Annotated in this window: 11 protein-coding genes; 2 read left to right on the plus strand and 9 right to left on the minus strand. The window is 71.2% G+C overall.

Translation table 11 applies throughout. The features are described from left to right. On the plus strand, positions 1 to 1,316 hold a 1,316-nt coding region (locus VGJ14_10895; protein ID HEY2832920.1), incomplete at its 5' end, for a beta-propeller domain-containing protein. Between the two features lie 148 nt (positions 1,317 to 1,464). Here the strand turns inward: VGJ14_10895 and gatB are convergent. The 3 genes from gatB to gatC are packed head-to-tail and all read right to left on the minus strand — an operon-like array spanning position 1,465 to position 4,735. Beyond that, positions 1,465 to 2,958, minus strand: coding sequence for an Asp-tRNA(Asn)/Glu-tRNA(Gln) amidotransferase subunit GatB (gene gatB, locus VGJ14_10900; protein HEY2832921.1), 1,494 nt, complete (start codon positions 2,956 to 2,958; stop codon positions 1,465 to 1,467). Then, positions 2,955 to 4,442 carry an Asp-tRNA(Asn)/Glu-tRNA(Gln) amidotransferase subunit GatA gene (gatA, locus tag VGJ14_10905; GenBank protein ID HEY2832922.1) on the minus strand — a complete coding sequence of 496 codons (1,488 nt, stop codon included), beginning with the start codon at positions 4,440 to 4,442 and terminating at the stop codon, positions 2,955 to 2,957. Before gatA ends, gatB begins: the two co-directional genes overlap by 4 nt. Continuing rightward, positions 4,439 to 4,735, minus strand: a complete 297-nt coding sequence (gatC, locus tag VGJ14_10910) for an Asp-tRNA(Asn)/Glu-tRNA(Gln) amidotransferase subunit GatC (protein ID HEY2832923.1) — start codon at positions 4,733 to 4,735, stop codon at positions 4,439 to 4,441. Before gatC ends, gatA begins: the two co-directional genes overlap by 4 nt. A 92-nt stretch (positions 4,736 to 4,827) precedes the next feature. Here gatC and VGJ14_10915 point away from each other — a divergent pair, with 92 nt between their 5' ends. Further along, positions 4,828 to 5,493 (plus strand): hypothetical protein, encoded by a 666-nt coding sequence (locus tag VGJ14_10915; protein HEY2832924.1) that lies wholly within the window; start codon positions 4,828 to 4,830, stop codon positions 5,491 to 5,493. Here the strand turns inward: VGJ14_10915 and ligA are convergent. The 6 genes from ligA to proB form a co-directional block, all read right to left on the minus strand. Next, positions 5,490 to 7,574 (minus strand): NAD-dependent DNA ligase LigA, encoded by a 2,085-nt coding sequence (gene ligA / locus VGJ14_10920; GenBank protein ID HEY2832925.1) that lies wholly within the window; start codon positions 7,572 to 7,574, stop codon positions 5,490 to 5,492. The two genes, VGJ14_10915 and ligA, sit on opposite strands and share 4 nt — an antisense overlap. Before the next feature lie 168 nt (positions 7,575 to 7,742). Further along, complete coding sequence (locus VGJ14_10925) at positions 7,743 to 8,756, minus strand: methionine synthase (GenBank protein ID HEY2832926.1); 1,014 nt, start codon at positions 8,754 to 8,756, stop codon at positions 7,743 to 7,745. A 210-nt stretch (positions 8,757 to 8,966) separates the two neighbouring features. Continuing rightward, on the minus strand, positions 8,967 to 10,040 hold the full coding sequence (mnmA, locus tag VGJ14_10930; protein ID HEY2832927.1) for a tRNA 2-thiouridine(34) synthase MnmA: 1,074 nt from the start codon (positions 10,038 to 10,040) through the stop codon (positions 8,967 to 8,969). A 2-nt stretch (positions 10,041 to 10,042) separates the two neighbouring features. Further along, complete coding sequence (locus tag VGJ14_10935) at positions 10,043 to 11,215, minus strand: cysteine desulfurase family protein (GenBank protein ID HEY2832928.1); 1,173 nt, start codon at positions 11,213 to 11,215, stop codon at positions 10,043 to 10,045. Positions 11,216 to 11,256: 41 nt separating this feature from the next. After that, positions 11,257 to 11,601, minus strand: coding sequence for a hypothetical protein (locus VGJ14_10940; GenBank protein HEY2832929.1), 345 nt, complete (start codon positions 11,599 to 11,601; stop codon positions 11,257 to 11,259). Positions 11,602 to 11,619: 18 nt separating this feature from the next. After that, positions 11,620 to 12,767 (minus strand): glutamate 5-kinase (proB, locus tag VGJ14_10945; protein HEY2832930.1); only part of this gene is annotated, 1,148 nt, incomplete at its 5' end.

Here is a 12,767-nt window from a genome sequence, read left to right on the forward strand (position 1 = left end):
AGCTGTCCTTCGCCTCACCCGGCCAGTGGCGGGACGGGGACCGGATGGGTGCCGAGGAGGCGACGCAGGCCAACCGGGACATCGTGAACCGTTCCACGGCCGAGGACTGGATCCCGACCAAGCGGCTGATCGACCGGGACGCGCGGGTGGTCAAGGAGTCACCGTTGGTGGACTGTTCGGCGATTCGGCACCCGGTCGAGGACTCCGGCATGGACCTCATCACCGTGCAGAGCATCGACGCACGCTCGGCGAGCGGGTTGGTGGACGCGGTGAGCACCGCGGTGGTCGCGGCCGGGGATCTGGTCTACGAGTCGGCGGACAAGCTGTTCGTCGCCACCACCCGGGGCGGCTGGGGCGACGAGTGGGTGGCACCGGCCGGGGACGTCGAGCGGGCCGGTCCGGGGTTCGCGCCGGCGCCGCGGACCGGGGTCACCGACATCCACGCCTTCGACATTTCCGGCGGAACGGCGCGCTATCTGGCCAGCGGCACCGTGCCGGGCTACGTAAAGGACCGCTGGTCGCTCTCGGAGCGCGACGGACTGCTGCGGGTGGTCTACACCACCTCGCCGCCGTGGTCGTGGGAGGGCAGCGGCGCGCAAACCGGCGTGATCGTGCTGGACACCAGCGGTCGTCGGCTGGACGAGTTGGGCCGCACCGAGGGCATCGGCAGCAACGAACAGGTGAAAGCGGTGCGGTGGTTCGACGACCTCGCCGCGATTGTGACGTTCCGTCAGGCCGATCCGCTGTTCCTGGTGGACCTGTCCAAGCCGACGCAGCCACAGGTGCGCGGCAAGCTGACCGTGCCCGGCTACTCGTCCTACCTGCACCCCATCGGTGACCGGCGCCTGCTCGGCATCGGGCAGAACGCGGACCGCCTGGGCCGGGCCGAGGGTCTGCAGGTGTCCACGTTCGACATCCTCGACGTGGCCGACCCGCGGCGCACCGACACCCTTGACCTCGGCAAGTTCGCCACCTCGCCGGTGGAGAACGACGCCCGTGGCTTTGTGTATCTGCCGGACGCAGGGCTGGCCGTGATGCCGGTGCAGACCCCGATCGGCTACTGCAAGCAGGACGGCTCCTGCGCCGGCCAGGGCGTGCAGGGCAAGCTGCCCTACGGCCCCGGCCTGGTCTCGCTGCACGTGGCCAAGGACGGCACGATTCGCGAGATCGCGGCCTGGGACTCGCATCGCTCCGGCAACATCGAGGCGCTCAAGGTGATGCCGCTGCCCGGCGGGCGACTGGTGGTCATCGACGGTCGCGGCGTCTCGATCCTCAACCAGGACACGCTGATCGAGAACGGCTACACGCGCTTCTGACCCACCTTGGTGCGGTCGGTCGGACGCTCATGCCCACCACCCTGCGACCACGTCGGGCCGACCAGACACACCCATCTTCGGGTCGTGTAGGCACGTATCAACGCGTCTCGATACGTTGCAACACGGCCCGAAGATGCGGATACGGGCGTCAGCCCTCCGAAACGCCGAGGCGGTCGAGGATGAGCGACTTCACGGTGGCGGCGTCGGCCTGGCCGCGGGTGGTTTTCATGACCGCACCGACCAACGCACCGACCGCGGCGACCTTGCCGCCGCGGATCTTTTCCGCCACGTCCGCGTTGGCCGCGATGGCCTCGTCCACGGCGGCGGCCAGGGCGCCGGTGTCGGACACCACGGCGAGACCGCGGGCGGCGACGACCTCCTCGGGGGTGCCCTCACCGGCCAGCACGCCCTCGATCACCTGACGGGCCAGCTTGTCGTTCAGCGAGCCGGCGTCGACCAGCTTGATCACCGCGTGCACGTCGGCCGGGGTGATGGGCAGTTCGGTGACCTCGACGCCCGCGGCGTTGGCGGCGCGGGCGACCTCACCGAGCCACCACTTGCGGGCAGCATCGGGCGAGGCGCCCAACGCCACGGTGGCCTCCACCGGCTCCACCGCGCCGGCGTTGAGCAGCGACTGCAGGTCCAGGTCGGACAGGTTCCACTCGTTCTGCAGCCGACGCCGGCGGGCGGCGGGCAGCTCGGGCAGCCCGGCGCGCAGCTCTTCCACCCAGTCCGCGGGCGGCGCCACGGGGACCAGGTCGGGCTCCGGGAAGTACCGATAGTCCTCGGCGGTTTCCTTGCTGCGCCCGGAAATCGTGGTGCCGGAGTCCTCCTGAAAGTGCCTGGTCTCCTGCACCACCCGGCCGCCGGCGTTCAGCACCCCGGCCTGGCGCGAGATCTCGTGGCGCACCGCGCGTTCCACCGAACGCAGCGAGTTCACGTTTTTGGTCTCCGAGCGGGTCCCCCACGGTGCACCGGCCGGGGCGATGGAGACGTTGGCGTCGCAGCGCAGCGACCCCTCCTCCATGCGCACGTCGGAGATACCCAGCGTGCGGCAGATGTCGCGCAGTTCGGTGACGTAAGCCTTGGCCACGACGGGGGCCATCGCGCCGGTGCCGGGCACCGGCTTGGTGACCACCTCGACCAGCGGGATGCCCGCGCGGTTGTAGTCCACCAGGGAATGTGACGCCCCGTGAATACGGCCGGTGGCGCCACCCACGTGCACCGACTTACCGGTGTCCTCCTCCAGATGCACCCGCTCGATGCCGATGCGGTAGTTGCGTCCCTCGACCTCCACGTCGAGGTAGCCGTCGATGCAGATCGGCTCGTCGTACTGGGAGATCTGAAAGTCCTTGGGCATGTCCGGGTAGAAGTAGTTCTTCCGCGCGAACCGGCACCAGGACGCGATCGAGCAGTTCAACGCCAGGCCCAGCCGGATGATCGACTCGATGGCCTTGCGGTTGGCCACCGGCAGTGAGCCGGGCAGGCCCAGGCAGGTCGGACACACCTGGGTGTTGGGCGGCGCGCCGAACGCGGTCGGGCAGCCGCAGAACATCTTCGAGGCGGTGCCCAGTTCGACATGCACCTCCAGGCCGATCACCGGGGAGTAGGCGGCGATCGCGTCGTCGTACGTCACCGTCATAGCTCTGGCATCTCCTCGCTCAACGGGTGTCCGGCCAGCGCCGCTTCGACGGCCGCCCCCACCCGGTAGCACCGGTCGTCGGCCAGGGCGGGCGCCATGATCTGCAGGCCCACCGGCAGGCCGTCCTCGGGCGCCAGTCCGATCGGCACCGACATCGCGGCGTTGCCCGCCAGGCTGGACGGGATCGTGCACAGGTCCCCGCGGTACATCGCCAACGGGTCGTCGACCTTCTCCCCGATTCGCCAGGCCGTGGTCGGCGCGGTGGGCGAGACCAGCACGTCGACGGTGGAAAAGGCGGCGGCGAAGTCGCGGATGATCAGTGTGCGGATCTTCTGCGCGCTGCCGTAGTAGGCGTTGTAATACCCGGCGGACAACGCGTAGGTGCCGAGGATGATGCGTCGTTTCACCTCGGGGCCGAAGCCGGCGGCGCGGGTGCGGGACATGACCTCCTCGACGCCCGCCACTCCGTCGTCACCCACCCGCAGCCCGTAGCGCATGGCGTCGAACCGGGCCAGGTTCGAGGAACACTCGCTGGGCGCGATCAGGTAGTACGCGGGCAGCGCGTAGGAGAAGTTCGGGCAGGAAACCTCGACCACCTCGGCGCCCAACTCGGTGAGCAGCGCGACGGCGTCGCCGAACCGTTGCTGCACGCCCGCTTGGTAACCGTCACCGCCGAGCTCGCGCACCACGCCGATCCGCAGGCCCGCCACATCTGCCTGCCGGGCCGCCTCGACCACGGCCGGGACCGGCGCGTTGATCGAGGTGGAGTCCATCGGGTCGTGCCCGGCGATGGCCTCGTGCAGCAGCGCGGCGTCCAGCACGGTGCGGGCGAACGGCCCGGCCTGGTCCAGGCTGGAGGAGAACGCCACCAGCCCGTACCGACTGACCCCGCCGTAGGTCGGTTTGACCCCGACGATGCCGGTGACCGCCGCGGGTTGCCGGATGGAGCCACCGGTGTCGGTGCCGATGGACAGCGGGGCCTGGTAGGCGGCCACCGCGGCCGCCGAACCGCCGGAGGATCCGCCGGGAATGCGGTCGAGGTCCCAGGGGTTGCGGGTGGGCCCGTAGGCGGAGTTCTCGGTGGAGGAGCCCATCGCGAACTCGTCCATGTTGGTCTTGCCGAGAATCACCACGTCGGCCGCGCGCAGCCGGCGCACCACCGTCGAGTCGTACGGCGGGCGCCAACCCTCGAGGATCTTCGACCCGCAGGTGGTGGGAATGCCGGTCTGGGTGAGCACGTCCTTCAGTGCCAGCGGCACGCCGGCCAGCGGGCCGAGCTTCTCCCCCGCGCTGCGCTTGGCGTCCACCGCCGCGGCGGCCGCCAGCGCCCCCTCGGTGTCCACGTGCAGGAACGCGTGTACCCGCTCGTCGATCTTGGCGATGCGGTCCAGGTGAGCCCGGGTCACCTCGACGGCGCTGGCCTTGCCGGTGGCAATCGCGGCCGCGATGGTTACCGCGTCCAACGTGACCAGATTGCCATTCACGGCGCCTCGCCCAGGATCCGCGGCACCCGGAAGCGGTCGTCCTCGGCCGCCGGTGCACCGGACAACGCCTCGGCCGGAGTAAGACAGGGCGTCAGATCGTCGTCCCGGAACACGTTGGTCATCGCGATCGCGTGCGAGGTGGGCGGGACGTCGTCGCCCGCCACCCTGGCCACCTGCGCCACTGCGGCAAGGATGTCGTCGAGCTGGCCGGGCAGCCGGTCCAGCTCCTCGTCGGTCAGGTCCAGGCGGGCCAGGCGCGCGAGGTGGGACACCTCGTCGCGGGTGATGGGCATGGGTCTCCTCGTGCGGTGGCGGACCCGCGCCATCGTAGTGTTCGCGCCTGTTCGGCCTCGCTGCGCGCCGGATGAGAGAGCATGATGGGCGCGTGCACCTGCTGCGGGTGGTGATCCCGGACCGGCCCGGCTCGCTGGGCGCATTGGCCACCGCACTCGGTGCCGCTCAGGCGGACATCGTCGGCCTGGACGTCGTCGAGCATCGCGGCGACGGGACCGTGGTCGACGACATTCTGGTTGACCTGCCGCACGGCCGGCTGCCGGACGGCTTGGTCAGCGCCTGCCATTCGCTGGAGGGCGCGCAGGTCGTGTTTCTGCGCTATTTCCCGCACCACGGTGGCATACAGCGTGACCTGCAAGCCGTGGAGGCGATGACCGAGGACCCGACCAGGGCCGACGCTGTGCTGGTCTCGATCGCACCCGACGTGTTCCGCGCGGACTGGGCGCTGGTCATGGAGGCCGAGGAGAGCGGGACGTTGCGATTGCTGCACCGCAGCACCGCCGCCCCCGAGGACCTCGACGACATCAGCGCCCCGTGGATGCCGATCGTCCGGGCCCGGCGGCTGCCCGACCCCGAGGCATGGGCGCCGCCGTGGATCCAGACCGCGACCGCGGCAGTCACCATCGGCGGGCCCAACTGCGTGTTGGTGGTGGGCCGGCGCGGCGGCCCGGACTTCCTGGACTCCGAGCTGGTCCGGTTGGGGCACCTGGTGAACCTGTCCCGGGCCATCAGTTCGGGTCGCGACTACGTCCCTTAGCCGGCGGGAACCTGCGCCACCGCGCGGGCCGCGTCCGGGCCCTCGGTGAGCAGCACCGTGAACGCCGCCTCGTCGAGCACCGGCACCTTGAGCTGCACGGCCTTGTCGTACTTGGAGCCGGGTGAGTCCCCGACCACTACGAAGCCGGTCTTCTTCGACACCGACCCGCTGACCTTGCCGCCGAGGTTCTGCACCGCCTCGGTCGCCTGGTCGCGGGAGTAGTCGACCAGCGAGCCGGTCACCACCACGGTGACGCCCTCCAGTGGGCGCGGCCCACCGGCGGCTGCCTCGTCGGCCATCCGCACCCCGGCTGCGGTCCACTTGGCGACCACGTCACGGTGCCAGTCCTCGGCAAACCAGGCCCGAATGGTCTCCGCGATGGTCGGGCCGACGTCGTCCGCGGCGGCGAGTTCCTCCTCGCTCGCAGCGGCGATCGCCTGCACCGAGCGGAACTGACGAGCCAACGCCTGAGCGGCGGTGGGACCAACGTGTCGGATGGACAGCGCGACCAGCACCCGCCACAGCGGCCGGCTCTTCGCCTCGTCCAACTTGGTGAGCAACTTGGCGCCATTGGCGGATAGACCACCGTCCTTCTTGGTGAAGAACGGCACCGTGATCAGGCTGTCCGCGTCCAGGCCGAAGATGTCGCCCTCGTCGGTGATCAGCCCGGACTCCAGCAGCGCCGTGCCCGCCTTCCAGCCGAGCACCTCGATGTCCAACGCGCCGCGGCCGGCCACGTGGAAGATCCGCTCCCGCAGCTGGGACGGACAGGATCGGGTGTTCGGACAGCGCAGGTCGACGTCGGCTTCCTTCTCCGGACGCAGTTCGGTGCCGCAGGACGGGCAGTGCGTGGGCATCACGAATTCGCGCTCGGAGCCGTCGCGTAGTTCCACGACGGGGCCGACGATCTCCGGGATCACGTCCCCGGCCTTGCGCAGCACCACGGTGTCGCCGATCAACACGCCCTTGCGCTTGACCTCCGAGGCGTTGTGCAGCGTGGCCATCTCCACGGTGGACCCGGAGACCTTCACCGGGGTCATCACGCCGTACGGCGTGACCCGGCCGGTGCGCCCGACGTTAACCATGATGTCCAGCAGCTTGGTGTTGACCTCCTCCGGCGGGTACTTGAACGCAATCGCCCAGCGCGGGGCGCGAGAGGTGGAACCCAGTCGCCGCTGCAGGTCGCGCTGGTCGACCTTGACCACCACGCCGTCGATCTCGTGCTCGACGCCGTGCCGGTGTTCGCCGTAATAGTCGATATAGGACTGAACCTCCGTCAGATCCTTGACGACCCTGACGGTGGAGGCGGTCGGCAGCCCCCAGCCGGCCAGCAGGTCGTAGATCTCCGATTGGCGGGTGGCGGTGACCCCGGTGGTGGCGCCGATGCCGTGCAGCACCAGGCGCAGCGGGCGGGACGCGGTGACCCGCGGGTCCTTCTGCCGCAGCGATCCGGCCGCCGCGTTACGCGGGTTGGCGAACGGTGCCTTGCCCGCCTCCACCAAGGAGGCGTTGAGTTCGGTGAATCGCGCGACGGGGAAGTAGACCTCGCCGCGCACCTCGAGCAGGTCGGGGATCGGGGCACCGTCGGCGGACAGTCGGTCCGGCACGTTCTTCAGGGAGCGCACGTTGGGGGTCACGTCCTCGCCGGTGCGGCCATCACCGCGGGTGGCCGCGCGCACCAGCCGGCCCTTCTGGTAGACCAGGTCGACGGCCAGCCCGTCCACCTTGAGTTCGCAGAGGAACTCCGCGCCGGCCCCACCCTCACGCTCCAACCGAGCGGCCCAGGCGGCCAGTTCCTCGGTCGAGAAGGCGTTGTCCAAACTCATCATCCGCTCGAGGTGCTCAACGGCGGCGAAGTCGGTGCTGATCGCGCCCGCCACCTTTTGTGACGGTGAGTCAGGTGTGCGCAGCGCCGGGAATTCCTCCTCCAGCGCCATCAGTTCGCGCATCAGCGCGTCGTAGTCGGCGTCGGCGAGCGTGGGGTGATCGAGCACGTAATACCGGTACGCCGCGTCGTTGATCTGCTCAGACAGATCGGCGTGCCGCGCCCGCGCCTCGGCAGGCAGTTCGTCGGCTGCCATCACTCAGGTCCGCCGGGTCTCGACGAACCGACGCCGAGCCTCGCTGATCGGCTGCAACCAACCTTGGCATCGCTCGCGTCGTTCAATCTCTGCCTCATGGGAACCTCGATGCGAGCGCTCGAGCCCGGCATCGACCCGGAGCGCCCCGGCGACCTGGTTCCCAGCCATCTACGCCTCCGCCCACTCGGCGAGCAGGTCGGCGGACTCGGCGCAGCGCTTGGACGCGGCCCGGGCGTACGGCGGAGAGGCGCCGGCCAGGCCGCAGGTGGTCACCGGCAGCACCCGGGCCAGGCCGGCGGCAGGCAGGCCGAGACGATCCCAGATGCGGCGCACCGGTTCCAGGCCGACCGAGACCGGCGGCAGTGCGGCGTCCCGCGATGGGACGATCCCGGCGAGCAGCACCCCGTCGTCCTCCAGGTACTCCCCCATCGGCTCGTCGGCGGGCGGGTAGGTGAGGTCCAGCCCGATGCCCGCGAAGCCGGCGCGATGCAGCAGCCCGATCGGCACGTCGGCCGCGCAGCAGTGCGCGACCACCGGGACGCCGTCGCCGGCCAGCGTGTCGACCACCGACTTCAGCGCCTGCTCGACGACGACCGGCTCCACCGCGGCGAGGTTGCCGAACCCGCTGGCCGTCGGCACCCCGCCGCGCAGCACGGCGAGCAGCAATGGCTCGTCGAGCTGGACCACGATGTCGACGCCGGGCAGCCGCTTGCGCACGTCCGCGACGTGCCCGCGCAGCCCGTCGGCCAGCGAGGCGGCGATGTCCCGGCAGGCGCCGGGGTCGGCCAGCGCCTTGTCGCCGTACCGCAGCTCGACCGTGCCGGCCAGCGTCCACGGCCCGGCCACCTGGACCTTGACGGCACCCGCCAACCCCTGGCCGCGTTCCTCGAAGGCGTCGAGGTCCTCGTTGAGATAGCCGATGGCGCGCCGGGTGTCCTTGCCGGGGTGTTCGGCGAACCGCCATCCGCTGGGCGCGAGCGTCCCGTACAGCTCCACCAGCACCGCGAACGCCCGGCCGATCATGTCCGCGCCCGGCCCGCGAGCGGGCAGCTCGGGCAGGTACGGCAGGCCGGGCAGCGTCTGCAGGGTCAGCGCCGCCGCCTCCAGCGCCGCGATGTCGGGCAACGATCCGACCCCGGACGCGGAGGCCGGGGGCAGCGTCAAACGCACGGCGGGCGGCATGCGGTGAAGGTTAGTCGGGGCCGCTGACAGGTCTCGCCCCGGAAACTGTCGGTGCGGCAACGCAGCCTCGATACGACGACCTCACCGAGCCGAATCTGCCCGTCGCGCCGTTGCTCGCCGCGGAGGTCCTGTCGCCGCCCACCAACCACCACCTGACGTCCGACGAAGCGAGCGCTAGAGGCCACGATTCGTCGGACGTTGCGGAGGTGGTCAGGCGGTCGCGGTGATGGTGGCGGAGCCGAGGACGCGGGTGTCGGCATAGAAGACAGCGGCCTGGCCGGGGGCAACGCCGCGGACGGGCTCAGTGAAGGCCACTTCGACGCCATTGGGGTGGACGGCGACGGTCGCCGGGGTGGTCTCGCCGTGGGCACGGATCTGCACGGCGCAGTCGAAGGTGGCGGCGGCGGGGGCGGGGCCGCACCAGCGGGGACGGTCGGCGGTCAGCGCGTCGACCTCCAGGCGCTCGGCCGGGCCGACCAACACAGTGCCGGACACCGGGCTGATGTCCAGCACGTAGCGCGCGCGGCCGTCGGCGGCGGGCGTGCCGATGCGCAGGCCTTTGCGCTGCCCGACGGTGAACCCGTACGTGCCGGTGTGCGTGCCGAGCACGGTGCCGGCGACATCCACGATCTCGCCGGGGCGCTCCCCCAGCCGCTGCCGCAGGAACCCGGCGGTGTCCCCGTCGGCGATGAAACAGATGTCGTGGCTGTCCGGCTTGGCCGCCACCGCCAGCTCACGCTCGGATGCCTCCGAGCGGACCGCCGTCTTGGTGGAGTCGCCCAGGGGGAACAGCGCATGCGCCAACTGCTCGGGCTCCAGCACGCCGAGCACATAGGACTGGTCCTTGTCCGGGTCCACCGCCCGGTGCAGCTCCCGGCCGGCGGGACCATCGACCAGCCGCGCGTAGTGCCCGGTGCACACCGCATCCCAGCCCAGCGCCAGCGCTCGATCCAGCACCGCGGCGAACTTGATGCTCTCGTTGCAGCGCAGGCACGGGTTCGGGGTGCGCCCCGCGGCGTACTCCGCGACGAAGTCGTCCACCACGGCGGCCCGGAACTGCTCGGCCAGATCCCAGACGTAGAAGGGCATTCCCAGCACATCGGCGGCCCGTCGGGCATCGCGCGCATCCTCCAGCGTGCAACAACCCCGCGCCCCGGAGCGGTACGACGCCGGATTCTGACTCAGCGCCAGATGCACCCCGGTGACGTCATGCCCGGCGGCCACCGCGCGGGCCGCGGCCACGGCCGAATCCACACCGCCGGACATCGCGGCGAGCACCCGCACGGCTACCGCCGACCGAGGGCGCCGGCCCGCCGGGCGCGTTCCACCACCGGCGGCAGTGCCTCCAGCAACGCCTCGACGTCGGCTTCGATGGAGGTGTGGCCCAGCGAGAAGCGCAGTGAGGAGCGTGCGGTGTCCTCATCGGCGCCCATGGCCAGCAGTACGTGGCTGGGCCGGGCCACCCCGGCCGAGCAGGCCGAGCCGGTGGAGCACTCGATGCCGCGAGCATCGAGCAGCATCAACAGCGAGTCGCCCTCGCAGCCGGGGAAGGAGAAGTGCGCGTTGCCGGGCAGCCGATGCACCGGGTCGCCATTGGCCACCGCGTCGGGCACCACTCGCTGTACGCCCGCCAGCAACGCGTCCCGCAATCCGGAGACATGCGCGGCGTGCGTATCGAGATCCCGCACGACGTTGCTGACCGCGGCGGCGAACCCGACGATTGCCGGGGTGTCCAGGGTTCCGGAGTGGATGTCGCGCTCCTGCCCGCCGCCGTGCAGCAGCGGTACCGGCAGGGTGCCGCGGGCCAGCACCAGCGCACCCACGCCGAGCGGGCCACCGATCTTGTGCCCGGTCACGGTCAGTGCATCTACGCCGGTCGCGGCGAAGTCCACCGGCACGCCGCCGATGGCCTGGACGGCGTCGGAGTGGAACGGCACGTCATGCGCGTGCGCCACCGCGGCGAGTTCGGCCACCGGCTGCACGGTGCCCACCTCGTTGTTCGCCCACATCACCGAGACCAGGGCCACCGAGGCCGGGTCCCGCTCGATCGCGGCGGCCAGGGTCTCCGGGGCGAGCCGGCCGAGGGAATCGACAGGCAGCACCTCCAATTGCGCACCCTGGGTGTCGGCCAGCCACTGCGCCGGGTCGAGCACCGCGTGGTGCTCCACCGCACTGATCAGGACCCGCCGGCGCCGCGGGTCCGCGCCGTGCCGGGCCCAGTACAGGCCCTTGACGGCCAGGTTGTCGGCCTCGGTTCCGCCGGAGGCGAACACCACGTCGCCGGGTCGGCAGCCCAGGGCGGCGGCGATGCTCTCCCGGGACTCCTCGACCGCCCGACGGGCGGCGCGCCCGGAACCGTGCAGCGACGACGGATTGCCCACCCGCCCGAGCTCGGCCGTCATCGCGGCCAGCGCCTCGGGCAACATCGGCGTGGTCGCCGCATGGTCGAGATAGGTCATCGCGGGGTCAGACTAGCCCGCCGCCGCGCGGTGGGCCCGTTTCAGAACGGGCGGACGCCGGGTGAGAGCAGGGCCCCGGTGCCGCCGCGGCGGCGGTGCGTCGCCCGGTCGACGACCTCCAGGCCAACAACGTTCCAGGTGGGCAGCCCCGCGGTACGCCGGTGCTCCCCCCACAGCCGCAGCGCCATGGCCAGCGCGTCGTGCACGTCGTCGGCCTCTTCCCAGTACCGCACCTCGGCGTGGTCGGCGGCGTACCGGCCGGACATCAGGAAGGGGTGATCCAGGGACAGCCGTTCCAACCCTTCGCGCACCGCGGACAGTTCGGTCGGGGTACCCGCCACGGTAACCGTGACGTGCCAGAGGCGGCCGTCGTCCGGCGAGTCCACCTTTGACCACCTGCCCTTCTATCCCAACAGAACAAGATCGTCGCGGTGCACGATTTCCCGCTCGTAAGCGGGGCCCAACTCGGCGGCGAGTTCCCGGGTGGAGCGGCCGAGCAGATCCGGGAGTTCCGTTGCGTCAAAGTTGACCAGGCCACGGGCCACCGCGTGACCGCTTTCGTCCAACAAATCCACGGGATCACCCGCAACGAAGGAACCGCTCACAGCGGTCACCCCGGCGGGCAACAGCGATTTGCGGCCGCGCACCACCGCCCGCACCGCCCCGGCATCCAGGCACAACGCGCCGCGCGGAGTGGCCGCGTGCGCCAGCCAGAGCAGCCGGGTGGGTACCCGATGCCCGGTGGGCCGGAAATGCGTGCCGATCGGCTCCCCGGCCAGCGCGGCGGCGGCCTGCGGGGCCGCGGCGAGCACTACCGGCACTCCGGCGGTGGTGGCGATGGCGGCGGCCTCCACCTTGGTGCCCATACCCCCGGTGCCGACCCCGGCCCGGCCGGTGCGGCCCAACCGCACCCCGAGCAGGTCGTCGGGGCCGTTCACCTCGGCGATGGGCCGGGCCGTGCCCGCCGACGGGTCACCGTCGTAGAGGCCGTCCACGTCGGAGAGCAGCAACAGCAGATCGGCGTGCACCAGATGCGCCACCAGGGCGGCCAGGCGGTCGTTGTCGCCGAAGCGGATCTCGTCGGTGGCCACCGTGTCGTTCTCGTTGACCACAGGCAGCGTGCCCATCTCCAACAATCGGTACAGCGTTCGCTGCGCGTTGCGGTAATGCGCCCGGCGGATCACGTCGTCCAGCGTCAACAATACCTGACCGACCGTCACACCGTGGCGGGCAAAGGCATTTCCGTACCGGGCGATGAGCAGACCCTGCCCGACGCTGGCCGCGGCCTGCTGGGTGGCCAGGTCTCGCGGGCGGCGTCCCAAACCCAGCGGGGCGAGCCCCGCAGCGATCGCGCCGGAGGACACCAACACAATCTCCCGGCCGTCCGCGCGAGCTTTGGCCAACGTGTCGACCAGCGCATCCACCCGCTGCCCGTCGATGCCGCCGGCCGCGGTGGTCAGCGAGGACGATCCCACCTTGACCACCACTCGCCGCGCGTTGACGACGTCCTCGCGCACCCCGCTCACCGTCCACCACCCGCCGGGGGGGGGGG

This window comes from Sporichthyaceae bacterium, assembly GCA_036493475.1.
Taxonomy (GTDB): domain Bacteria; phylum Actinomycetota; class Actinomycetes; order Sporichthyales; family Sporichthyaceae; genus DASQPJ01.